We start from the raw sequence: 23,431 nt of genomic DNA, 5'->3' as shown, positions 1-23,431 counted from the left end.
GCCCGCCTGCGGGTTTCACACCCCTTTGGGCTTCACCGCGCGCACCGTCGCGCTGAACAGTCCGGCGGCATTCCACCCTCGCTTGGATAGCACCTCGACCGAGGTGAAGCCGGCCCCCGCGATGAGCCCAAGGTAGTCTGCCTCGGGCAGAGCCCCGGCCAGGCACGCGCTCCAGAGCTCCGGCGTCTTGAACTCGTCGGGCACCGGGGCGGCGCTCACGATGTCGGAGACCACGAGCCGACCACCCGGCCGCAGCACGCGGAACGCCTCGGAGAACGCCGGCCGTTTGTCCGGCAGCAGGTTGATGACGCAGTTGCTCACCAGGACGTCGGCGCAGGCGTCGGGCAGCGGCAGGTGTTCGATCTCTCCCAGCCGGAACTCAACGTTCGCAGCGCCTAGACGGCTTGCGTTGGCGCGGGCCTTCGCTATCATCTCAGGGGTCATGTCCACCCCGATCGCCCGGCCGCTCGGTCCAACCAGGCTCGCCGCCAGGAGAGCGTCCAGCCCGGCGCCGCTGCCCAGGTCCACGACCGTCTCACCGGGTTTCAGCGCGGCCGCCTCGATTGGCGCACCGCAGCCCAGCGACGTGCCGACGATCTCCTCGGGCACTGCGCGGCCGTCTGCGAAGGTGATCGGCGCAGGAGCGCAACAGGAGGTCGGGGTGACACGCTGCTCGACCCCGTCGCAGCAGGAAGCCGCTGTGCCGCTGTGCCTGGTCCCCTCGCAACATGGCGTTCCGGCCGTTGCGGCGCGGGCGTAGCGTTCTCGCACTGCTTCGCGGATCGCGTGCTCGTTCATAGAAACCCTCCCTGATCGTTTGTGCTCCAGCACCATTACCGTGGATTGCTCGCAGGCCTTCTCAACGAACTGTCCCGATGCGAGCCCCGCAGGGTGGACCTGCGCCCGCTCGACCCGTTGGAAGCCGAACCGCTCGAAGTAGAACTCGGCGGCATTCGTAAGCAGGTAGAGGGCCTCGTGCCCCTTCGCGTGGGATCGGCCGATGATCGCGCGCACGAGCGTCGCCGCGACCCCGCGGCCGCGGCAGCCGGGCACGACCGCGACTGAGCGCAGGATCCCGACGGTGCCATGATCCTCCAATCCAGCCGTCGCCACAAGCCGGCCGTCCTCGCAGACGATGAGGAATCCGTCGAGATGCTCGGGCACCCGACACCAGGGAGACCGGCGGATGCAAGCAGCGCCAGCACCTCATCCAGATCGGATGCGCGGCATTCAGAGATCGTCGCGGCTGTCATCGGGGTATCCTATTATTCGATGCTTCTCAATATCACATCAGGTCCAGGATCTGCCGGGCCACCTGCTTCAGTGCTTCCCGGCGCAGACCGTAGAAAGCCCAGTTTCCCCGGCGCACTACGTCCACCAGCCCGGCCTCGCGCAGCAGCCGCAGGTGGTGCGAGATTGTAGGCTGGCCGACCGGGAACGCCCCAGCGATGTCGCAGACGCACATCCTGGCGTGACGGGCAAGGAGCTCGACGATGCCCAGGCGGACCGGGTCGCCCAGCGCTGCAAGCAGGGCTGCGCCGGCATCCACCGCGGCGCGGTCCAGGAGGTCGGCGTGAGATCGGCACCCGCACTCAGGACAGCAGGCGACCTCGGCAGGGCGATCCTCGATGGTCTTCATAAGACCAGCTTGCAGGATAATTCGATGAATGTCAATATTCTGTCGGGCCGTGCGCCGTGGCTGGACCGCCCTCAGCCCGCAACCGCAGCGCGTCCAGGTTGAAGTAAAGGCGCGCGGCCGTGGCTTCCAGGGCGACCCGAGCGGCCCCTTCGGCGGCTGCGCCCGCCTCGCCCAGCCGCGGGGCGAACCGTTCCTCGAACAGGTTCTGGGCCTGCCACAGGTTAACGGTGATGCCGGCGTCGCGGGCGAAGTCGAGCGTGCGGTCCACGTCCGCCAAGTTCTCCACGAGAAAGAGCCCGTTGGCGTCGCGCAGGCGGCGCTCGATGCGCTCGCGCAGCAGCGGCTCGAACTCCTCGGCCGGCAACGCCAGTCCCCACGAACGCAGCTCAACGAGCGCATCCCATGCCGTGGCGCCGAGTGCGCCCGGCGTAGCCAGCGCCCTGCGGAGATCGGCGGTCAGGATGAACTCCGCCGCCGCGGCGAACTCGCGCGGCACCGGCACCTCGGCGTCGCGGAGCGTCTCCATCAGGCCGCGGCTCTCGTGGTAGAGCCGCCGGTAGGACGCCTCGAGGTGCGCGACGGTCTCCTCCGAGAGGCGGGCCAGCACCTGGCGCCGTTCCTCGGTAAACAGGTCGCGCAGTGTGTAGAACTGCCGTCCGAAGATCTCGTCCATCCGCCGGATGACCTCGGTAACCGTTCCCCCCTCGAACACCGTGGTCAGCGCGTCGGCCACCGTGGCATGGGCGTCGTCACTCCAGCCGGCTGCCACGCAGCAGTGGACGTCGGTGCCGCCGATGTGGAGGACGGCGAACGAGAAGGAGTGCGCCTGCTCGATCAGCGTCTCGGTTATCTCGACGCGCCCGATCAGCAGGGTGAGGGGGCCGCGGGCCAGCCGGCGCAGTCCCCGACGCGCCGCGCGGTAGGTGTACAGTCGCGCATCGTCCGGGAACTCCACAAAGAGCGACATGATGGCATAGTGGGCGGCGGCGCGGCGTGCGTCCACCATCGCCGGGCGCACCAGGCGGTCGTAGACGGTCTCACCGTTCCGGAAGATCGGCAGGTTGCTCTCCGCCCCGCGCAGCCGGTCGAGGAACGATGTCTCGAGCGCACGGTCCTCACGCCCATCAAGGTCCACCTGACCGGCAAGCTGGATCACCCGGGCCGCGTGTCGCAACAGTTGCACCGTCTCGACCCGCGAGATCTCGTCGAAGAACCAGCCGTCGGAGGCAAACATCAGCATCGCGTGCCGCTGGAGCTCCAGCAGTCGCAACGCGGTGCGGCGGTCCTGTGGGTCACCGCGCCGCAGGGCCTGCACCGTCAGGAACCGTGCCAGAGCGGCCTCGTTGCGGTCCAACACCACGTCAACATAGGCGTCGCGCGCGGCCCACGGGTCGTGGAATACCCGGGCGCCGACCTCCTCGAACAGCGCGTCGGATGCGGCTTTCAGCCAGTCCAGGGCCGCGCGCAGCGGCGCCCTCCAGCGCTGGTGCCAGTCGGGTCGGGTGCGGCAGCCGCAGTCGGACCGCCACCGCTCGATGCCGTGGGCACACGACCACGAGGTGCGCTCGCGGATTTCCGCCTCGTGCGTGGGCGGGTGATCTGCCAGGAACGCGGCGTAGTTCGTGAGGCGCCCGCTACCGTTGCGCTCGAACACCTCGGCCGCGTACGCCAGAGCCATCTCCCCGAAACGGTGGTGGTGGCCGTAGGTCTCGCCGTCCGTGGCCACGTGCACCACCCGGCCGCCTGCCCACCCGGCGTCGGCAGCTACCCCTGCCAGCCGGCCGGCCAGTCCCTCTCCGCTGTTCAGCAGGCTGCCAAACGCGATCTCACGGGACAACGCGCCATCGTAGAAGAACAGGGCGATACGCAGCCCCGCCGCCGGACGGCACAGGTACGCCCGCGTGACGTCCAGTACTTCGGGCCGCACCTCCACCCATTCACCGGCAGGGGCCGCGCGCACGCGCGCCGCCTGATGCGGAGCCAGGATCGTGAAGGCAATCCCGCACTCGGCGAGCACGGCAAGGGTCTCGCGATCCACCGCGGTTTCGGGCAGCCACATCCCTTCCGGCGGCCGGCCGAACCGGCGCGTGAAGTCCGCGATTCCCCATCGGATCTGTGTCATCTTATCCTGCCGCGAGGCCAGCGGCAGGATTACATGCGTGTAGGGGTGCGCTATCGCGTTACCGTACCCGAGGGCCGCTAGACCATCCCGGTCCGCGCGCAGGATCTGACCGTAGACCTCTGGGGCGTTGTGTTCGAGCCAGGCAGCCAGGGCCGGTCCCAGGTTGAAGGAGATCGCCGAGTAGTTGTTGACGATACGCTCGATTAGGCCCTGCGCGTCGAGGATCCGTGCGGCGGCGTTGGGCGCGTAGCACTCGGCGGCGATGCGCGCGTTCCAGTCGTGGTAGGGCGCCGCAGAGTCGTCCACCTCCACGTGCTCCAGCCAGGGGTTCTCGCGCGAGGGCTGGTAGAAATGCCCGTGGATGCAGATCAACGCGCTCACGAGGTGTAGCGGGTTGCGCCTCGCGGCAGCACGACGATGCCCGAGGCGTCAACCTTGTAGTGCTGGGCGTCCCGGGCCGGGTCGATGCCTATCTCCGCATGGTCGGGGATCGTGTTGTGGCGGTCAACGATGGCGCGCCGCAGCCGCGCGCCCCTTCCGACCGTCGTGTGGCCCATCACGACGGACTCTTCTATCAGTGCACCTTCACCGATCCGGACGCCGCGGCCCAGGATCGAGCGGCGGACGGTGGCGCGTTCCACCCGGGTTCCCTCGCCGAGCAGCGAGTCGGTGATCTCCCCGCCGACCAGGTGGGTCGGCGGGCCGCTGTATGCGCTCGTGTGGATGGGCCACTGAGGGTTATCGAGATCGAACACCGGCGTGGTGCCAAGCAGGTCCATCTGCGCGTGCCAGTACGCTCCAATCGTTCCCACGTCACGCCAGTATCCGCGCTCCTCGTGGGCTTTGGAGCCCGGGATCTCGTTGTCAAAGAAGTTGTATGCGAAGACCTCAGCGTACGGGTGAAGTTCCGGGATGATCGTCCGCCCGAAGTCGTGGTCGGTGCTGCGGCGGGCATCCTCGATGAGCGTCTCGACCAGGATGTCGCGATTGAAGACGTAGTTGCCCATCGAGGACAGGGCTTTTGTAGGATCCGCGGGCATCGGATGCGGCTGCGCCGGTTTCTCCTCGAACCCGACGATCCGCCCGGCTCCGTCGGTCTCGACGATGCCGAACTCGGAGGCCTCGTCGATCGGTACCGGTCGCGCAGCGACGGTGAGCTGGGCCCTGCAGTCCAGGTGGAAGGCCAGCATCTGGTTGAGGTCCATCCGGTAGATGTGGTCGGCGCCGAAGATCATGATGATGTCCGGATTGAAGTCCCGCAGCAGGTTCAGGTTCTGGTAGACCGCGTTGGCGGTCCCGCTATACCATGACTCGCCCCAGCGCATCTGGGGGGGGACCGCGATTACGAACTGGTCAGGGAGGCCTCCGAACCGCCAGCCCACGCGCAGGTGCTCCAGCAGCGACTGCGCCTTGTACTGGACCATCACATAGATCGCGTAGATCCCCGAGTTGACGAAGTTGGACAGCACGAAGTCCACGATCCGGTACTTGCCGCCGAAGGGCACCGCCGGTTTGCCCCGATCACGGGTGAGCGGCTCCAGCCGTTCGCCGCGGCCTCCGGCCAGGACGAACGCCAGGACGCGCGGCCGGTACGGCCGGGTCCGGAGTGTCACAGCGACTTCACCTCCCGCGCGGCGCGCACGTGATCGAGCACGTCGGGGAACGGGAAGTCCTGTGCCTCCCGCGCGGCCAGGAACAACTCGTCATCTTTCTGCACCGGCTGCCCCTCGGCTACCCGGTGCAGCAGGTGTCCCAGCCGCGTGAAGTGGGCGTAGTGCTCGGCGAACCGCGCTTCGGCGTAGTTGCGGGCCGCCCAGGTGGTAATCAGGAACTGCCAGTCCGACGACTGGAGGAGCAACAGCTCGCGGGCCAGTTGGGCCACCACCCGCCGGAGGAACGAGTTGCCTTCCCATGCCGGGTCGCCGGCGACGGACCAGAACTCCTCTTCCGCCGCGTACACCATCTCCCAGGTCCACCTGGTGTCGCGATTGAGCCAGACCCGGTGGTCGCCTCCCTCGCCCCACGATCCTTCGGGCAGGGTGATCACCTCCGGCTGCGGGCAGCGGTCGAGGTACCCACCCAACGACTCGGGCTCGACACCGGCTGCGGGGAGCCGCTCCAGGATCTCCTCAAGGAACGCCGGCCCCTCGAACCACCAGTGTCCGAACAGCTCCGTGTCGTAGGGGTTGCAGACCGCGACCGGCCACGCTGATTTGTGCGCCTCGGTTTCCGCGAGTTCGCCGACTATCCGGGCGAAGTGCTCGGCGTGCCCTCGGGCGGCCGCATGCGCGGCCTGCGGGTCGTAGGACAGTTTGGACCCCAGGTCGCCGCGGGCGTCGGTGACCCGCCAGTAGCGGATCCCGCCGGGGAAGTGCTTCTTGTGGAACTCCAGGTACATGGGATCGCCTGGGTACCCGGCCTCCCTACTCCACACCTGCATGGTGGTCCGCGGATCGCGCGTGAAGGCCACGGCGCTGCCGTTCCCGCCGCGCGAAGCGACGGAGTAGGGCCGGTACGGGCTTCGGTCGCGGGAGTACGTGGGGTATTCCGCGCCCGCGGCCAGGGCCCGCAGCGCCGGGTAGTGGTCGCCGTAGAACGACAGGGGCACGCCGCCCCGCAGCAGGTGGGAGTCGGTGACGAAGAACTCCAGGTCGTGCGCAGCGAGGAACTCCTCGACCCCGCGCCGTCGCCATCGCACCTTGCCCGCCAGCGGGCCGGCCGGCGGCGTCCACTCGTAGCGCGCGCGGTACCCGCACTCCGGCAGCCAGGCGCCGCGCGGGGGGGCACCGAAGTGCCGCAGGTGCGCCGCTTTGCCGGTGCGCAACTGCAAATCAACCGACTCCTCGCGTCCCAGGAGAGGAAGGTATCCGTGGGTCGCGGCCGATGTGATCAACTCGATCACCCCGGCCTCGGCCAACCGTCTGATGGCGCCCAGCAGGTCGCCCCCCAAGGCGTGGAACCGGCTGAGAGTGTTTCGGTAGATCTGTTCCCACAACTGCGCAAGGCCCGCGAGGTCCGGCAGCCCGTTGCGCTCGAAGTGGACGCGGTTCTCCTCGGCCGATTCCAGCCGCTGTCGGAGGAACGCCTCCATCTCCGGCGGGAAAGATGGGTGCGCGAGTTGCTCGGCGAGGATCGGGGTGATGTTCAGCGTTACGCGAGAACGGCGGCCGCGGGTGCTGAGGCGTTCAAACACCTCGATCAGCGGCAGGTAGCACCCGATCGCCACCTCACACAGCCAGTCGCTCCCGTGCGGCCACCTGCCGTGCCCAAGGACCAGGGGCAGGTGTGAGTGGAGAACCAGCAAGAAGTTCCCGCGCGAAGGGGCCATGGCGCCTCCGACTCACTTATTGTCCGGGCAGACAAAATCCTTCATGGGCGCCGTTACCCTGTCTGCCGTGCAAACCAGGCGGCAGTGGCAGCCAAGCCGTCTTCCAGTGAGACCATCGGTGCCCAGCCCAGGTGTCGGAGCGCGGCCCCTGGGGCGAGCCGAATGTGGCGAACGTCGCCGGATCGCGGGGAAGCATGGAGTGGCGAGACATTCGCGCCGATCTTCCCGGCCAGGACGCGAAAGACCGTGTTGACCGAGGTGCCCCTTCCGGTGCCGATGTTGAAGGCACCCTCCACCCGGCGGTCGGCCGCCAGGAGATTCGCGCGCACGACGTCGTCCACGCAGACGAAGTCGCGCGTCTGCTCGCCGTCGCCGAAGATGGTGGGAGACTCCCCGGCCAGCAACGCCCGCGCGAAGATCGCCACAACGCCGGCCTCGCCGTGCGGGTCCTGGCGCGGGCCGTAGACGTTGGCGTAGCGCAGGCAGCAGACGGGGAGTCCGTGCAGGCGCCGGTAGAGCCCCAGGTAGCCCTCCGCGGCCGCCTTGGCGCAGCCGTAGGGGCTCATTGGAAGGATCGGGGTCGCCTCGTCCGCCGGCAGCAGCTCCGGTTCGCCGTACAGTGCTCCGCCGGTGGAGGCGAAGATGAACTGCTCGACCCCGTACTCCGCGGCCAGCGCCGCCATCCTCAGCGTGCCGAGGACGTTGATCTCGGCGTCCTGCAGCGGCTCCCGCACCGAGACGCTTACCGACACCTGGGCGGCATGGTGGTTTACCAACTGGGGGCGTGTTCGCTCGAAGACCTCGCGCAATCCCGGATCGCGAACGTCCATCTGATAGAACCGCGCCGCCGTCCCTACGAACTCCCGCCTGCCGGCGACCAGCGAATCCACCACGATCACCTCGTCCCCGCGGGCGAGGTGGGCGTCGGTGATGTGGGAGCCTATGAACCCGGCGCCTCCGGTGATCAGCACCCTCATCGCAGATACACCACCTGGCGCGGGAAGGCTATCTCAATGCCCGCGGCCTCAAATGCGGCCTTCAGCAGCACGCGGAGCCGGCGCTCCGTATCCCACTGGGTCAGCGGCCTTACCATGACCACCATGCGCACCTGCACCTCCGACGCGCCGAACTCCATGATTCCCTGCACCTCGGGCGGGGCCAGCACCAGGTCCGGGTGATCGGCAGCCCAGGCCTCGCCGACCTGGTGCATCACGGCGATGGCGCGCTCCAGGTTCGCCTCATACGCAAGGCCGATCTGCACCATCGCCCTCATGAACCCGCGGTTCATGTTGCCGAACCGCTGAATCTCTCCGTTGGGAATCGTGACCAGCTCGCCGGAGAACTGGCGGACCTGCGTGGTCCGCAGATGGATCCGCTCCACCGTGCCCGTGACCTCGCCGACGCGAACAACGTCGCCCACCTGGATCAGCCCTTCGAAGATCAGGAAGAACCCGGCGATTACGTCGCGTATGAGGTGCTGCGCCCCGAACCCGATGGCTATCCCGACAATTCCTGCGCTGGCCAGAATCGCCGCGACGTTGACGCCCAGCCTGTCCAGGATCATGACCGCGGCGGTGAAGTAGAAGAGATATCGGAGCGCGCTCCCAAGCAACGGGGCTAACGTGCGGACCTGGACCGCTCGCTCGGGGTCTCTGCGCGGGTCGTCGGGCCGCAGCCACCGCTGCAGCACCGCTGTGGCCAGGTACAGGGCCAATCGGAGGCCCGCGGCAATTACCGCGACCGCAATGACCGCCTCCACCATCGCCTCGATCCTGGCAGGGTTCAGCAGGGCGTTGATCGCGCGGCCGATCCGGCCGGACTCAGCTAGCACCGCGGGCTCTCCTTCTGGCCGAGTCCAGGACGCGGGCGGCCGCGGTGGCTTCCTCCAGCGACGCGGCATCCAGCCGCCATTTGATCTCGCGCAGCAGTTCGGACGAGGTCATCGCCGGCACCTGATAGGGGACTGCGCGGCCGTGGAGCCGGAGCTGGCGCGCCTGCTCCATCGCGCGGAGCACCTCCTGCCGCTGCCGCCGGCCTCTCACCACGATCTCACCGCGCAGCCGGTCGCGCAGCACGAGCAACCGCCTGAGATCCGCGCCCGAGATGATCCGTGTCCGAGGAGCCGCGTCCATGGTCATCGTGGATGGGTTCGCTGCCGCCTCCCGCGCCCCTCTCCCAGCGCCGTGAGTCCGGGCAAAGGAATCCTTGGCGCGCGTCCGAACAGGTACCCGATGGTTCTTGACGACCGCAGGGAGATCGCCCGCCTGGACCCCGGCGGGATGCTGGGCCTGGTCCGGCGTTTGGGTACGATGGCCGCCGAGGGCTGGGAAGCGGCATCCGATCTGGCGCTGACCCCGGTGAGTCCCCGCGCGGTGGTCGTCAGTGGGATGGGTGGGTCCGGCATCGGCGGCGACCTCCTTCGCGCGCTGCTGGCTCCGATCGCCGCCGTCCCAGTGGTTGTCGTCAAGGACTACCGCCTGCCGGCGTTCGTCGGACGCGATACGCTGGTCTTCGCGTGCTCCTACTCCGGGAACACCGAGGAGACGCTGGCCGCCTACCAGGAGGCCCACGCCGCCGGCGCTTCGGTCGTCGCCGTGACCTCCGGAGGGACGCTGGCCGGCCTCGCCGCTGCCTCCGGCCACCCGGTCGTGCGCGTGCCGCCCGGGCTCCCGCCGCGCGCGGCCCTTCCGCACATTCTGATGCCGGTGCTCCGCATCACCGGCCGGTTGGGTATCGGCGGTGTCACCGAGACCGAGGTCCGCGAGGCCGCCGCCGTGCTGGGCGAGCTGGTCGTACGGTGGGGGCCGGAGGCGCATTCCGGTGAGAACCCCGCAAAAGCACTGGCCGTGGCGCTGGAAGGCGCGGTTCCCGTCGTGTACGCTTCCTCTTCCCAGTTTGAGCCGGTGGCCCAGCGCTGGAAGACACAGCTCAACGAGAACAGCAAGGTCTTCGCGTGCTGGAATGCCTTTCCCGAACTCAACCACAACGAGACGGTCGGGTGGGAGGGGGTCCGCGTAGGACACCCGCGCCTGCACGCCGTGCTCCTCCGGGATCGGGACGAGGGGGCCCGCAACGCGCTCAGGGTCGAGATCACGCGGGAGTTGTTGGCGAGAAGGTTCGACGGCGTAACCGAGGTCTGGTCGCAGGGGACCGGCCTGCTGGCGCGCCTGCTCTCCCTGATCCTGTTCGGCGATCTGGTCAGCGTCTATCTGGCGGTGCTGGTCGGGGTGGATCCGACCCCGGTGGAGATCATCTCGGAGATCAAGCGTCGGCTGGGAGGCCGCTGACCAGGCAGGAAGGCACCTTTTCCCGCGGAATACTAACAGGGAGCACCTTTGCAGGATCCGGAAGGATACGGAGGCGTTCGAATGGCTCGCGTCTACCTCGAACAGGTGAGCAAGAAGTTCGGCGTTGTTACCGCGGTAAACGACGTAACGCTGGAGATCCCAGACCGGCAGTTCACGGTGCTTGTAGGTCCCTCGGGGTGCGGGAAGACGACGGCGCTCCGGTTGATCGCCGGGCTGGAAGAGGCGACCGCGGGCAACATCTTCATCGGTGACCGCCTGGTCAACGATGTGGCTCCGAAGGACCGCGACATCGCGATGGTCTTTCAGAACTACGCGCTCTACCCCCACATGTCGGTGTACGACAACATGGCGTTCGGCCTGCGGCTGCGCCGGTACCCGCGGCCCGAGATTGACCGCCGGGTCAAAGAGGCCGCGGGGATGCTGGGCATCGAGGGGCTGCTCGACCGCAAGCCCAAGCAGCTCTCGGGCGGACAGCGCCAGCGCGTGGCCCTGGGGCGGGCGATCGTGCGAGAGCCACAGGTCTTCCTGATGGACGAGCCGCTCTCCAACCTCGACGCGAAGCTTAGGGTGCAGACGCGCGCGGAGATCAAGAAGCTGCAGGCCCGGCTTCAGACGACGACCATCTACGTTACTCACGACCAGGTTGAGGCCATGACCATGGGCGACCGCATCGTCGTGATGCGTGACGGATTGGTTCAGCAGGTGGACAGCCCGCTCAACCTCTACGAGAAGCCGTCGAACCTGTTTGTCGCCGGGTTCATCGGTAGCCCGGCCATGAACTTCGTCGAGGCCACACTGGCACCACGTAACGGCGCGCTCATGGTGGACTGCGGGTCGTTTGCCATTGAGATGCCCCCTGACCTGGCGGCGCTCGCGAAGGATTGGACGGGCAAGCCGGTGGTCTTCGGAATTCGCCCGGAGGACATCCAGGACCTGGCCTTCGCGCGCGATCCTAACCCTGCTTGGGTGCTCCCGGCCATGGTGGAGGTGCACGAACCGCTGGGTTCAGATGTCATTCTCTATCTGAGCACCGGGCCAACCACGATCGTCGCCCGTGTGGACGCCCACAGTTCGGCACGAATGGGGCAGCCGGCCGAGGTCGTCCTGGACATGCGGAAGATGCACCTGTTCGAGACGGAGACTCACAAGGCGATCATCTAGGCAGCGACAATCCAGGCAGCGATCGTCTAGGCCCGCTGTGCCCGCGCCAGGATGGCGCCCTCTGCTTCGAGGGACGCAATCTCCTCCGGAGGCATACCGAGCACCTCTGCCAGGACCGCCCGCGTGTGCTCTCCCAGCAGCGGAGGATGCGCGCCCGGCGCCGCCGGCGTGCCGCGCATGTGCCCAAGGGCGTTGGCCACCAGCGGGATCTCGCCAAGGGTCGGGTGACTAACCTTCCAGATCACATCCCGCGCCCGCGCGTGCGGGTCCGCGAACGCCTCTCGCAGGTCCCATACGGGCGCAGCCGGAACCCCTGCGGTCTTTAGGACCTGGAGCCACTCGTCCCGGGGCCGGGCGGCGAAGGCGGTGGCGAGCGCTTCCACGATCGCTTCACGATTGCGCACCCGATCCTCATTGGTCTGGAACCGGGCGTCCGCTCCGAGCGCTTCCTGCCCGATCGCCTCGGCCATCTTCCGATACTGGGAGTCGTTTCCCACAGCAAGGATGAACCACCCGTCGAGGGCCTGAAACGCCTGGTAGGGTACGATTTGAGGGTGGGCGCTGCCCAGCCGTCCCGGCGGCGCTCCGCTCAGGAGGTAGCTCTGGGCCTGGTTGGCCATGCACATAAGGCCGACGTCGAACAGCGATAGATCGAGGTGCTGTCCCTGCCCACGGCGATCCCGGTCGCGCAGCGCGGCCAGGATCCCAATGGCGACGACCAGGCCGGTGAGCACGTCAATCCAAGCGACCCCAACCCTGACCGGCGGCCTGCCCGGCTCCCCGGTCACGCTCATTATGCCGGTCATTCCTTGAAGCGCGAGGTCGTAGCCGGGCTCGTCGGCCCGGGGTCCGTCATGGCCAAATCCCGTGATGGAGGCATAGACCAGACCGGGATTGAGCGGCGCCAAGCTGGCGTAGTCGAGCTCTGCCCTTGCGAGGTCGCCCGGCTTGAAGTTCTCCACGAGGACATCGGCGCGCAGGGCGAGTTCCCGCACAACTGCTTGGCCGCGCCTGGACCTCAGGTTGACCGCGATGCTCTGCTTGCCGCGGTTGGCGGATAGGTAGTAGGCGCTCTCTCCTTCGACGAACGGCGGGCCCCAGCCTCGTGTGTCATCGCCCCAAGGGGGCTCGATCTTCCAGACCGCGGCGCCCAGATCTGAGAGGATCTGCGTGCAGAACGGGCCCGCGAGCACCCGCGTGAGATCGAGGACGGTGAGTCCCTCGAGAGACCTCATGCGGAGGGGTCCGGGAGCAGGAGCCTGCCGTCCCGGAACAGCTCCTGACCATCCAGCGAGACCGTGGCGTCGTAGAGCACCAGGTCCCAGTGGAGGGAACAGGCATGCGTGCCGCCGTAGAAGATGTCGTCACCCAGACCGAGATGCACGTTGCCCAGCGCCTTCTTCTCTTCCTCGAAGTCACCGGACCGCAGCGCGCTGGCGTTGAGTCCGATGCCGATCTCGGCGAGATGGCGCGCACCGGGGATCGAACGGAAGACCGACTCTAGCTGGCGGGTCCGCCCGCCTGCACCGGAAACACGCACGATGGTCCCGTCCGCAACTTCCAGGACGAAGGGGTCGCTTCCGCGCAGGCCCGCCGCCGGCCCATCCACCACTACAACGCCGCGGGCGGTTCCCAACCTGGGACGCTGGGAGACCTCGCCGTCTGAGAAAGCTGCTTCCCTGCCGGGTTCCCGGGCCAGGCCGCACTCTACGATTACCGTCTGGCCCATCACCGGTTCGTGCGTGACGCCCGCGCGAAGGTCGGTCCCCGCCTGCGTGACTATGTGAATCTCCGACGCCGCGGCCCAGAGCGCGGCCACGCGCTGCCCCAGCGCTTCCAGCGCCTCGTAGTCGGCGGTGGCCGATCCGGTCAGGTAGTTGTCCAGGTCGCGCATCACCATGGACAGCGACCGGATGCGCCGCGCGACCAGCAACTCCGCGACCTTGCGGGAGTAGGTGGGGGCGCCGGACGATCTGGTGACGCCGATGAGCACGTCCGAGGCCAGGAGCGCGCTCTCTATGGCCGCGGTGAGATGCGTGGCCTCCTTAGAGGTCCTGGTGGGCATGATCGCCACAGTGTACTCGGCGCCCGCGGCCTGGACGGCCCCGGCCAACGCCAGGTAGATCGCGCGCTCGGTGGCCGGATCGGCGACGATCAGGACGCGCTCCCCGGCCCGCACCGCCAGGTGATCGCGCACGAGCCGCTGGGCGAGCGCAATGACGTCAATAATCCGCTGGTGTTCCATAGTCCTCCCCCTGAGTCCTCCCCCTGCGAAGCTCCTACCCAACTCGGAGATACTTCCTCCCCGCCCGTCGGAAGTTCCTCCTGTTGCCGGCTCGCTGCGCGCGGGTTGACGGCCCTCTGGCCGGCACGGTATATTCTGAAGGTGCACCGTACACGCCGTACGCACATCCACCCGCCCCATGACTGCACGATCGGACTCCAGGAGGTGAACGCAGGATGAAGCACCGCATGCTGGTATTGACATCCCTGCTGGTGCTCGCCCTCGCGGCGGGCGTTTCGGCCCAGACTGGGTTTCTCACGATAGGATCCGGTGGGACCACGGGAGTCTACTTCCCGATCGCAACCGGCATGGCGAAGATGATCAACGACGCCAACATCGGATGGAGGTCCAACGCTCGCTCCACCGGCGGCAGCGTCTTCAACGTCACAGCGATCCAGGGTGGCGAGCTGCAGATGGCGCTGGCCCAGAACGACATATCGTTTTATGCCTACGGCGGGACGGTCGTCGAGGCGTTCATCGGCAAGCCCACCCGTAAGCTGCGGGGCATGGCAGTGCTGTACCCGGAGCCGATCCACATCCTGGCGCGGCGGGACCGCGGAATCAAGACCGTGGCCGACATGAAGGGCAAGCAGGTCTACGTCGGAGATGTGGGCAGCGGCGCGGAGCAGAACTCCAAGCAGGTGCTCGAGGTCTACGGGCTGACCTTTGCCGACCTGGGGCAGGCGGTGCGCGGGTCGGCCACGACTGGCGTGCAGCTGCTCACAGATGGGCGCATTGACGCCATGTTCTACACCGTGGGATTGGGGAACGCGGCGATCATGCAGGCGGCCCTGACCGCGCCCATCGAGTTCCTTGCGATCGACGCGATGAAGCTTCGCGACATCAGGGAGAAGTACCCGTTCTACAGCGCGTTTGGCATCCCGACGGGGGTTTACAGGGGCGTGGACGCGCCCGTTGTGACCGTGACGGTGCTGGCATCCCTGGTGACGTCCAGCGACTTGTCCGCGGACGTCGTGTACCGGGTCACCAAGCTCCTGCTGGATGAAAAGGTCGAGGAGTTCCGGGGGCTCCACTCCAACCTGGAGCGCTACTTCCATCCCTTGAAGGCGCTGGAGGGCATGGCCATCCCGCTGCATCCCGGCGCGGTGCGGTTCTACCAGGAGAAGAACACCAGGATCCCTGAGCGGCTGCTGCCACCTAAATAACCACATACCGCTGGGCCCGGCCCCTCCCTGGGGCCGGGCCTTTTCTCGCCGCGGAAGGAATCGAGGCGCCGATGATCATGGACAAAACTGTGGCCAAGGCTGAGGAAATAAGGCAGGCAGTCGAGTTCGGGGCAAGGGCCCCCAGGATTGCGTGGCAGCGATGGCTGCTGTTCCTCCTGGCGGTCGGTTGGAGCGTGTTTCAGGTCTGGGCGACGTGGAGCGGCAGGATCGATCCGCTGCGCCTGGGCCCCATTCACCTGGCGTTCGCCTTCGCGCTGGCATTCCTCGCCTATCCGTCCCGACGGGGCCCTCGGGATCACGTGCCGCTGGCCGACTGGGCGCTGGCGATCCTGGGGGTCGTCGGCGCCATGTACATCGTGGCGGACTACTACGGCATTATCGCGGTGCGGGGCGGCGTGCCGATTCAGCGCGACGTGGTCATGGGCACCATCACCCTGGTGGTGCTGTTCATCGCCTCATTCCGCGTGGTGAGCCCTGCACTCCCGATTATCGCCGGCGTGCTGATCTTCTATGCCGCCATGGGGCCATCTGGGATCGTGCCCATACGCCCCCCTGACGTTCTCTTCCTCCACGCCGGATATCGCTGGAGCCAGATTGTTCAGCAACTCTACCTGACCGCCGAGGGGATCTGGGGCACGCCGATCAGGGTGTCGGCCACCTTTGTGTTTCTGTTCGTCCTCTTCGGCTCGCTGCTGGACAAAGCAGGGGCCGGCCGGTTCTTCGTAGACCTGGCCTACAGCCTGCTCGGCACCTTCCGCGGCGGGCCTGCCAAGGCAGCGGTAGTTGGGAGCATGCTGACCGGGATCATCTCGGGTTCCTCGATCGCCAACGTGGTGACCACCGGCACCTTCACGATCCCGCTGATGAAGCGCGTGGGGTACACGCCCGAGAAGGCGGCGGCCACCGAGGTGGCCGCCTCCACCAACGGGCAGCTCATGCCGCCGGTAATGGGTGCCGCGGCGTTCATCATGGCGGACTTCCTGGGGATTCCGTACGCGAAGCTGATCGTCTACGCGGCGGTTCCGGCGGTGCTGAGCTACATCGCGCTGTTCTACGTGGTGCACCTGGAGGCCCTTAAGCTCGACATCAAGAGCCTGCCCAGGGCCGAACTGCCGCTCTTCTGGCCGACCCTGTTCTCGGGGCTGCACTACCTGATCCCGGTCATCTACCTGCTCTACTCATTGATCATCATCCGGCTCACCCCTGAACGCAGCGCGCTCAACGCCATGTTCCTGCTGATCGGCCTCATCTTCGTTCAGGAACTCTGGCGTGCGGTCCGCGTCAGGGATGGGGCCGTCCGCGGCCTGCGCCAGGCCTGGACGGCCGTTGTAGGCGGATTCGAGGCCGGGGCGCGCAACATGGTCACCATAGCGATCGCGACCGCAGCGGCGGGGATCATCGTGGGCATCGTGACGATGACCGGCCTGGGCTTCGGGCTCACCAGCATCGTACAGACGCTCTCCGGCGGCAACATCATCATCGTCCTCGTCCTTGCCGCTGTTGCCTCGCTCATACTGGGGATGGGCCTGCCCACCACAGCCAACTACATCGTCATGGCCGCGCTGGTCGCGCCGGTCATCGTCAACCTGACCAAGGCCGCGGGTATGGACATCCCGATCGTGGCCATCCACCTGTTCGTGTTCTTCTTCGGCATCCTGGCCGACGACACGCCCCCGGTTGGGCTGGCCGCGTACGCGGCAGCGGCGATTGCCCGGTCGGACCCCATAAAGACCGGGATCCAGGGCTTCATCTACGACATGCGCACGGCCATCCTGCCGTTCATGTTTATCTTCAATCCTGAGCTGCTACTCATCAACATCGGCGGGTTTGCCCACGGAGCGCACGTGGTCCTCACCGCGCTGGTGGGGCTACTGGCGTTCGTCGCCGCGACGCAGGGCTACCTCCTGAAGCGGATGGCATGGTGGGAGCGCATTCCGATGCTGGTGGCGGCGTTCACGCTGATCAAGCCGGGGATTGTGACGGACCTGGTGGGGTTTGGGTTGATACTGCTCGTCTACGCGTCGCAGAGGCTCAGGCGCACATCCTAAGGCGGCGGATCACTCCGTCAGACTGCGAATACCAGGCGCCGCCCTTCTAGATAGGCGGCGCCTGTGTCATCACGCCCGCGGCCGGCAACCGGCCGCCGTCTGGGCTATGTTTCCTTCGTTTCCTTGAACCCTTTCTCGGTCATCTCCGCCAGCGGTGCGAGGAGTTTGGTGAACTCCATCGGGAAGATGAACTTGGTCGCGGCGCCCTCGCCCAGCTTCTTGAGGGTCTCCAGGTACTGCAGCGCCATCGTCTTGCTGTCCACCGTCTTGGCGATGGAGAAGATCTTGTCGAGCGCCAGCGCAAAGCCCTCCGCGCGCAGGACCGCCGCCTGGCGGTCGCCCTCGGCCCGGAGAATGGCGGACTGCTTGTCGCCCTCGGCCACGGTAATCGTGGCCTGCTTCTTGCCGTCGGCCTCGGTGACGACTGCGCGGCGGGTGCGCTCGGCCGACATCTGCCGGGTCATCGCGTCCAGCACGTCCTTGGGCGGCAGGATCTCCCGGATCTCGACCGTGGTCACCTTGACGCCCCAGCGCTCGGTGACCTCGTCCAGCTTCGCGCGCAGCACCTGGTTGATCTGCTCGCGGCGGGCCAGCACGTCGTCGAGGGCGATGTCGCCTATCACCGCCCGCAGCGTGGTCGTGGCGATGCCGCGGGCCGCGCCGGCGAAGTCGGCCACCTGGATGACGGAGTGCTCGGGGTCCACGACTTTGAAGTAGATGAGGAAGTCAATGTTGATCGGCGCGTTGTCGCGCGTGATACAGGTTTGGGAGGGGATCTCCAGGAACATCTCGCGGAGGTCCACCCACACCGCCTTGTCCACGAGCGGGATCAGGATCACGATACCCGGTCCCCGGCGGCCTCTGCTGCGGCCGAACCGGAAGATGACCAGGCGCTGATATTCGCGGACGATCTTGATGATAGAGCCTAGGACGATCATGCCCGCGATGACAATGGCGATGCCGTACGTGAGGAACGTGACCATGTTGGGCACCTGTGCACCTCCCTGTGTCCTGGCGCGCAGTGTACTTCTGGATACCCGGCGCAGCTTCCTTGTTGGTCCTGCCTGCCGCCAGGAGCCGACGGGCGCGGCCCGAAGAGATCTGCGGAGGTGTGGGGATGCCACATTACGCGATCGGTGTGGATCTGGGCGGCACGAAGACCCTCACCGCGCTGGTGGACGGGCGCGGTCGGGTGGTCGCGCGCGTGCGCGTGGCGACCCCAACGACGGGCCCGGATGAGGTGATCGAGGCGATCGTCGCCAGCGTCGCCGAGCTGTCGAACCGATCCGGCGTCGCCCCACGCTCTGCCCTGGGCGTGGGCGTGGGTGCGCCCGGTCCCCTGGATCCGGACTCCGGCATCGTGTTCGAGCCGCCCAACCTGTCCGGCTGGCGGGACGTCCCTCTGGCGGCGCGCATGGCGGAGCGTCTGGGCGTGCCCACCTTCGTTGAGAACGACGCCAACGCCGCCGCGATGGGAGAGCGGTGGGTGGGGGCCGGGCGGGGAGTGGACGACCTCGTCTACCTCACCGTCAGCACCGGGATAGGTGGCGGCTTGATCCTGGGGGGGCGCCTCTACCGGGGCGCTTCCGGCACCGCGGGCGAGGTCGGACACATGGTCATCGCGCGAGGGGGCCCACTGTGCGGCTGCGGCCGCGCCGGGTGCCTGGAGGCACTGGCCTCCGGCACGGCGATCGCAAGGGAGGCGCGACTGGCGGTGGAGAGCGGCCGTCCGACGGTGCTCTCCCAAGTGCCGCCGGAGGTGATCACGGCGGAGGCGGTCGCACGCGCTGCCGAGGAAGGAGATCCGCTGGCCCGCGAGATCTTTGCGGGCGCGGCCGCGGCGCTGGGGGTCGGCATCACCAACCTCGTGAACCTGCTCAACCCGGCGCTGGTGATCGTCGGGGGCGGGGTGAGTCGGGCGGGAGAGCTGCTGTTCGCGCCGGTCCGGCGGATCGTGCAGGCAGAGGCGTTCGAGCGGCCGGGGGCCGCGGTGCGGGTTGTGCCCGCTGCGCTGGGTGACGACGTCGGCGTGATCGGCGCGGCGGCGGTGGTGTACGAGCGGGTGCGCTCCTAGAGCGCGTCCATCTCGAGGCGTCGCTGCACGAAGTTCGTGTACACCTCTCCGCGGCGGAAGAAGGCGTTGTCGAGCACCCTAAGATGGAAGGGGATCGTCGTGCGGATCCCCTCGACATCGAACTCCAGCAGGGCGCGGCGCATCCTCATGACGGCCTCATCGCGGTCGCGCCCCCAGGCGATCACCTTGGCGATGAGCGAGTCGTAGTGAGGCGGAACGGCATAGCCCGGGTAGCAGTGGGTGTCCACGCGGATTCCCGGGCCCCCCGGAGGAATGAAGCCGGTAATCGTTCCGGCAGACGGCCGGAAGCCGTGCCCGGGGTCCTCAGCGTTGATCCGGCACTCCAGCGCATGGCCTCGGAACTCCACGTCTCTCTGGCCGAAGCGCAGCTTCTCCCCGGCGGCAATTCGGATCTGTTCCTTGACCAGATCCAGCCCCGTGACCGCCTCGGTGACCGGGTGCTCGACCTGTATGCGCGTGTTCATCTCCATGAAGTAGAGGTTCTCGTGGGTGTCCACCAGGAACTCGACCGTGCCCGCGTTGACGTAGCCGATTGACTGTGCCGCGCGGACCGCGGTGCGACCGAGCGCGGCCAGCGTCCGCTCGCGCAAACGCGGCGGCGGGGACTCCTCGATCAGTTTCTGGTGGCGGCGCTGGATCGAGCAATCGCGCGTGCCCAGGTGCAAGATCGCGCCGTGGGCATCGGCGAGGACCTGCACCTCGATGTGGCGCGGTTCCTGTAGGTACTTCTCTATGTACACCCGCCCGTCGCCGAACGCCGCCTCGGCCTCTTGCTGGGCGGACTGCAGCGCCCCCGGCAGGTCTTCCGCCGTCTGCGCGATGCGCATCCCCCGCCCGCCTCCCCCGGCCGCGGCCTTGATGACAAGCGGATAGCCGGTGCCCCGCGCGGCCTCCAGCGCCTCGCGCACTCCCGATACCGTCCCGTGGGTGCCGGGGATGATCGGCACGCCGGCCTTCTGCATCTGCCCGCGGGCGGCGGATTTGTCACCCATCAACTCGATTGCCCGGGAAGGAGGGCCCACAAAGGCGATCTTGCAGTCCGCCACAATCTCGGCAAAACGCGGGTTCTCGGCCAGGAACCCGTATCCGGGGTGGATGGCATCCACCCCGGTCAACTCGGCCGTGCTCATGATGTTGGGTATGTTCAGGTACGATCCGGCGCTGGGGGCCGGGCCGATGCAGAACGCCTCGTCGGCCATCTTGACGTGCATTGATGTCCGGTCGGCCTCAGAGTAGACGGCCACGGTGGAGATGCCCATCTCGCGGCACGCGCGGATCACGCGGACGGCGATCTCCCCGCGGTTGGCCACGAGCAGCTTGCGGAACATCGGTTAGGCCCGGGCGCTCGTGTCGAGGAGGAACAGGGGCTGGCCGTACTCGACGGGCGACGCGTTGTCAACCAGCACGCGGGCGATGCGCCCGCCCTTCTCGGCCTGGATCTCGTTGAAGAGCTTCATTGCCTCGATTACGCAGATTACCTGGCCTTCGCCTACGAGGTCGCCTTCTTTGACGAACGGCGGCACCTCCGGCGAGCTGGCCCGGAAGAAGGTGCCCACCATGGGAGCGGCGACCGTCTCAAGGCGGTCCTGATCGTTCGCGTCGGGAGCTGTGCCGGCCGCTGCTGCCGCCGCCGGCGTTTCGGGAGCAGGGTTGGGTCCTGCTTTCTTGACGCGGACCTTGAGCGTTGGACTCTCAACATCGAGCTCGATGAGATCCGACTCCGCCGCGATGCGGATGACCTCTCTTACCTGGTCGAAATCAATGCGGTCGCTCATGATTACTCCTCATAATACCCCATGGCGCGGTACTTCGCGTACCGGCGCCGCAGGAGTTCTTCCACGGGAAGGCGGGCAAGAGCCTGCATCCGAGGGCGAAGCGCCTCCCGCACCGCGGCGATGGCCGCCTGGGGGTCAAGGTGGGCGCCACCGTGCGGCTCGGGAAGGATCTCGTCCACGACGCCCAGGGCGGCAATCTCCTGCGCGGTCAGACGCAGCGCGGAGGCGGCCTCTCTCGCGCGGCGGGCGTCGTGCCAGAGGATCGCAGCGCACCCTTCGGGAGGGATCACAGTGTAGACGGCGTGTTCCAGCATGAGTACCTCGTCGCCGACCGCGATTGCCAGCGCGCCGCCACTGCCCCCTTCGCCCGTTATCACCACGAGCACAGGCACCCTCAGGCGCGTCATCTCACAGATGTTACGGGCGATGGCCTCGGCCTGCCCGCGCTCTTCCGCGGCGTCACCCGGAAATGCCGCCGGCGTGTCCACGATGCTGAGCACCGGGTAGCCGAACTTCTCGGCGAGCCGCATGGCCCGCAGCGCCTTGCGGTACCCTTCGGGGTAGGGCATGCCGAAGTTGCACGCGATGTTCTCTCGAGTATCCTTGCCCTTACAGGGAGCCACCGCGACGACGGGTTGCCCCTCGAACCACCCCAGCCCGGCAAGCATCGCCGGGTCATCGCGAAAGAGCCGGTCGCCGTGCAACTCCGTGAACTCATCCAGGAGCCCCCTCACGAACTCCTGGGCCTTGGGCCGCTGGGGATGGCGCGCCAGGGCCACCGCCTGCCAGGCGGTACGGATGGCCAGCATGGCCTCACGCAGTTCTCCACCGCGCGCCTCCAGCGCACGGATCTGCTCGGCGACGTCCGGTTTGTCCTTTTCCCCCCGCCGGCGCAGCGCGTCAATCTCACGCTGGATCCCGGCGAGCTGGGTTTCCATCTCGGCCGCGCGCGCCTCGGCCGCGCGGTTGCGCTCCGGAAGCGCCCTGGTCACGGGCTATTCACCTCCGGGTCTCCGGAGGCCTCCGGTGCCTGGGGTGCCGCGACCTGCGGGGCGCCGAAGAACCGCAGCAGTCGCGCCAAGACCCCGCGCAATTCCGATCGCGGGACGACCATGTCAATCAGGCCGTGCTGTAGACAGAACTCGGCCGTCTGAAAACTGTCCGGCAGCTTGCGCCGGATTGTTTGTTCAATCACGCGCCTGCCGGCAAACCCAATCAGGGCGCCGGGCTCGGCAATGATGACGTCACCCAAGAACGCAAAGCTGGCCGTCACACCGCCTGTGGTGGGGTCGCACATCACCGACAGGTAGGGGAGGCGTGCCTCGTGCAGACGTCCCACAGCGGCGCTGGTCTTTGCCAACTGCATCAGCGAGAGCGCGCCTTCCTGCATCCGGGCGCCGCCGGACGCCGAGAAGATGACCAACGGCAGCCGGTCCGCCAGGGCGCGCTCCGCGACCCGGGCGATCTTCTCGCCGACCACCGAGCCCATCGAGCCTCCCATGAAGGCGAAGTCGAGTGCGCCGACCGCCACGCGGCATCCTTCTATGCTACCGACGCCGACGATCGCGGCTTCCGAGTTACCCGTGTTGGCGCGCGCTTCGGACAGCTTCTCACGGTAGCCGTCGAAGCGGAGCGGGTCTCCGGAGGCCAGGTCCGCGTCCATCTCCTCGAACGAGTGCTCATCGAGCGTTATCGAGAGCCGCTCCTCGGCGCCCAGTCGGTGATGCCACCCACATTTCGGGCACACCTCGAGACTGCGCTCCAGGTCCTTGTGATAGACGGCCGCGCCGCACCGGGAGCACTTGACCCAGAGCCCGGCGGGCATGTCGCGACGACTGATGCGGCCATGCTTGGGACGGCGCAGCCAGTTCAGCATTCGCGCCTCGGATATCGAGAAGGATCGGCAGGCAGAATCCCCGCCGGTTCAAACATTGATTATACCGCAGGGAGGCCGCCGCCAGCCAACACCGGAGCCCGCTCGGCGGACCGGCGGGCTCCGGTGCCGCAGTGGTGTCAGGCCGCTACTTCCTTTGAACCCCGAAGGCGTCGTAGTTCAGGTCGGTGAACTGCTTCCACTTCTCAGGCACGTCCGCCTCGGCGAATATCGCCGTAACCGGGCAGGCGGATTCGCACGCCCCGCAGTCAATGCACTCCTCCGGGTGGACGAACAGTATGGAGTTGAGCTGATCCTTCGTGAGCTTTTCCGAAGGGGTATGGACCGTCCCGCCGACCTTTGGGACCACCGTCTTGTCAGTGCCGGCGCCCGTGGACGGATCGGGTACGACAAAGCCCCCGGATGCCTCAACGTACTCGTAGATGCAGTCCACCGGGCAGACCTCGACGCACGCACGGTCCTTTGTGTCAACGCATGGCTCCGCGATGATGAATGTCAACCGGTTCACCTCCTTGTGTATTCCCCGCCCATGGTACAGGCGGGGTGGATTTCCTGTCAACGAAGTGCAGCGGTGCTCTAAGCGATCGGGT

21 protein-coding genes are annotated in these 23,431 nt (G+C 67.4%); 5 read left to right on the top strand and 16 right to left on the bottom strand.

Annotation, left to right across the window (positions count from 1 at the left end; all coding sequences use genetic code 11):
• Positions 1 to 15 precede the first annotated feature (15 nt).
• The 8 genes from arsM to RDU83_05455 all read right to left on the bottom strand — a co-directional run bounded on the left by arsM (position 16) and on the right by RDU83_05455 (position 9,227).
• A complete protein-coding gene (gene arsM / locus RDU83_05490; protein ID MDQ7840468.1) occupies positions 16 to 1,164 on the bottom strand; it encodes an arsenite methyltransferase in 1,149 nt (382 codons plus the stop codon).
• Positions 1,165 to 1,285: 121 nt separating this feature from the next.
• Positions 1,286 to 1,639 carry a metalloregulator ArsR/SmtB family transcription factor gene (locus RDU83_05485; protein ID MDQ7840467.1) on the bottom strand — a complete coding sequence of 118 codons (354 nt, stop codon included), beginning with the start codon at positions 1,637 to 1,639 and terminating at the stop codon, positions 1,286 to 1,288.
• Between the two features lie 31 nt (positions 1,640 to 1,670).
• Positions 1,671 to 4,142, bottom strand: coding sequence for a DUF3536 domain-containing protein (locus RDU83_05480; GenBank protein MDQ7840466.1), 2,472 nt, complete (start codon positions 4,140 to 4,142; stop codon positions 1,671 to 1,673).
• On the bottom strand, positions 4,139 to 5,374 hold the full coding sequence (gene glgC / locus RDU83_05475) for a glucose-1-phosphate adenylyltransferase (protein ID MDQ7840465.1): 1,236 nt from the start codon (positions 5,372 to 5,374) through the stop codon (positions 4,139 to 4,141). Before glgC ends, RDU83_05480 begins: the two co-directional genes overlap by 4 nt.
• On the bottom strand, positions 5,371 to 7,089 hold the full coding sequence (locus tag RDU83_05470) for a DUF1957 domain-containing protein (protein ID MDQ7840464.1): 1,719 nt from the start codon (positions 7,087 to 7,089) through the stop codon (positions 5,371 to 5,373). Before RDU83_05470 ends, glgC begins: the two co-directional genes overlap by 4 nt.
• 53 nt (positions 7,090 to 7,142) lie before the next feature.
• Positions 7,143 to 8,066 (bottom strand): NAD-dependent epimerase/dehydratase family protein, encoded by a 924-nt coding sequence (locus tag RDU83_05465; GenBank protein ID MDQ7840463.1) that lies wholly within the window; start codon positions 8,064 to 8,066, stop codon positions 7,143 to 7,145.
• Positions 8,063 to 8,920, bottom strand: a complete 858-nt coding sequence (locus RDU83_05460; protein ID MDQ7840462.1) for a mechanosensitive ion channel family protein — start codon at positions 8,918 to 8,920, stop codon at positions 8,063 to 8,065. Before RDU83_05460 ends, RDU83_05465 begins: the two co-directional genes overlap by 4 nt.
• Positions 8,910 to 9,227 (bottom strand): hypothetical protein, encoded by a 318-nt coding sequence (locus tag RDU83_05455; GenBank protein ID MDQ7840461.1) that lies wholly within the window; start codon positions 9,225 to 9,227, stop codon positions 8,910 to 8,912. The genes RDU83_05460 and RDU83_05455 overlap by 11 nt, the downstream gene beginning before the upstream one ends.
• Positions 9,228 to 9,320: 93 nt before the next feature.
• Here RDU83_05455 and RDU83_05450 point away from each other — a divergent pair, with 93 nt between their 5' ends.
• Both RDU83_05450 and ugpC read left to right on the top strand, forming a co-directional pair.
• The gene (locus RDU83_05450; protein ID MDQ7840460.1) at positions 9,321 to 10,376 is read left to right on the top strand and encodes a bifunctional phosphoglucose/phosphomannose isomerase; all 1,056 of its coding nucleotides are present in this window, start codon (positions 9,321 to 9,323) and stop codon (positions 10,374 to 10,376) included.
• A gap of 81 nt (positions 10,377 to 10,457) precedes the next feature.
• On the top strand, positions 10,458 to 11,558 hold the full coding sequence (gene ugpC / locus RDU83_05445; GenBank protein ID MDQ7840459.1) for a sn-glycerol-3-phosphate ABC transporter ATP-binding protein UgpC: 1,101 nt from the start codon (positions 10,458 to 10,460) through the stop codon (positions 11,556 to 11,558).
• 26 nt (positions 11,559 to 11,584) lie between these two features.
• Here ugpC and RDU83_05440 read toward each other — a convergent pair whose 3' ends face one another.
• Both RDU83_05440 and RDU83_05435 read right to left on the bottom strand, forming a co-directional pair.
• Positions 11,585 to 12,793, bottom strand: coding sequence for a CoA transferase (locus RDU83_05440; GenBank protein ID MDQ7840458.1), 1,209 nt, complete (start codon positions 12,791 to 12,793; stop codon positions 11,585 to 11,587).
• Positions 12,790 to 13,803, bottom strand: a complete 1,014-nt coding sequence (locus tag RDU83_05435) for a leucyl aminopeptidase (protein MDQ7840457.1) — start codon at positions 13,801 to 13,803, stop codon at positions 12,790 to 12,792. Before RDU83_05435 ends, RDU83_05440 begins: the two co-directional genes overlap by 4 nt.
• A 215-nt stretch (positions 13,804 to 14,018) precedes the next feature.
• Between RDU83_05435 and RDU83_05430 the strand changes: the two genes are divergently transcribed.
• Together RDU83_05430 and RDU83_05425 are read left to right on the top strand one after the other, a co-directional pair.
• On the top strand, positions 14,019 to 15,008 hold the full coding sequence (locus RDU83_05430) for a TAXI family TRAP transporter solute-binding subunit (GenBank protein MDQ7840456.1): 990 nt from the start codon (positions 14,019 to 14,021) through the stop codon (positions 15,006 to 15,008).
• A gap of 77 nt (positions 15,009 to 15,085) precedes the next feature.
• The gene (locus RDU83_05425; GenBank protein MDQ7840455.1) at positions 15,086 to 17,077 is read left to right on the top strand and encodes a TRAP transporter permease; all 1,992 of its coding nucleotides are present in this window, start codon (positions 15,086 to 15,088) and stop codon (positions 17,075 to 17,077) included.
• 104 nt (positions 17,078 to 17,181) lie between these two features.
• Here the strand turns inward: RDU83_05425 and RDU83_05420 are convergent, their stop codons facing one another.
• Positions 17,182 to 18,060 (bottom strand): SPFH domain-containing protein, encoded by an 879-nt coding sequence (locus RDU83_05420; GenBank protein MDQ7840454.1) that lies wholly within the window; start codon positions 18,058 to 18,060, stop codon positions 17,182 to 17,184.
• Between the two features lie 134 nt (positions 18,061 to 18,194).
• On the opposite strand from RDU83_05420, the gene RDU83_05415 reads away from it, so the two are divergent.
• Entirely contained in the window at positions 18,195 to 19,151 is a 957-nt protein-coding gene (locus RDU83_05415; protein MDQ7840453.1) for an ROK family protein, read from the top strand.
• On the opposite strand, the gene accC is transcribed toward RDU83_05415, so the two are convergent.
• The 5 genes from accC to RDU83_05390 all read right to left on the bottom strand — a co-directional run bounded on the left by accC (position 19,148) and on the right by RDU83_05390 (position 23,340).
• Positions 19,148 to 20,500, bottom strand: a complete 1,353-nt coding sequence (gene accC / locus RDU83_05410) for an acetyl-CoA carboxylase biotin carboxylase subunit (GenBank protein ID MDQ7840452.1) — start codon at positions 20,498 to 20,500, stop codon at positions 19,148 to 19,150. The two genes, RDU83_05415 and accC, sit on opposite strands and share 4 nt — an antisense overlap.
• Before the next feature lie 3 nt (positions 20,501 to 20,503).
• Positions 20,504 to 20,947 (bottom strand): acetyl-CoA carboxylase biotin carboxyl carrier protein, encoded by a 444-nt coding sequence (gene accB, locus RDU83_05405; GenBank protein ID MDQ7840451.1) that lies wholly within the window; start codon positions 20,945 to 20,947, stop codon positions 20,504 to 20,506.
• Positions 20,948 to 20,949: 2 nt separating this feature from the next.
• A complete protein-coding gene (locus RDU83_05400; GenBank protein MDQ7840450.1) occupies positions 20,950 to 21,939 on the bottom strand; it encodes an acetyl-CoA carboxylase carboxyltransferase subunit alpha in 990 nt (329 codons plus the stop codon).
• Positions 21,936 to 22,823: an acetyl-CoA carboxylase, carboxyltransferase subunit beta gene (accD, locus tag RDU83_05395; GenBank protein ID MDQ7840449.1), complete on the bottom strand. Its 888-nt coding sequence runs from the start codon at positions 22,821 to 22,823 to the stop codon at positions 21,936 to 21,938. Before accD ends, RDU83_05400 begins: the two co-directional genes overlap by 4 nt.
• Positions 22,824 to 22,968: 145 nt before the next feature.
• Complete coding sequence (locus RDU83_05390; GenBank protein ID MDQ7840448.1) at positions 22,969 to 23,340, bottom strand: ferredoxin family protein; 372 nt, start codon at positions 23,338 to 23,340, stop codon at positions 22,969 to 22,971.
• Positions 23,341 to 23,431 lie beyond the last annotated feature (91 nt).

It is taken from the genome of bacterium, assembly GCA_031082185.1.
Lineage (GTDB): Bacteria > Sysuimicrobiota > Sysuimicrobiia > Sysuimicrobiales > Humicultoraceae > VGFA01.
Note: the sequence above shows the minus strand (reverse complement) of the source record. Positions and strands in the feature narration are given on the sequence as shown.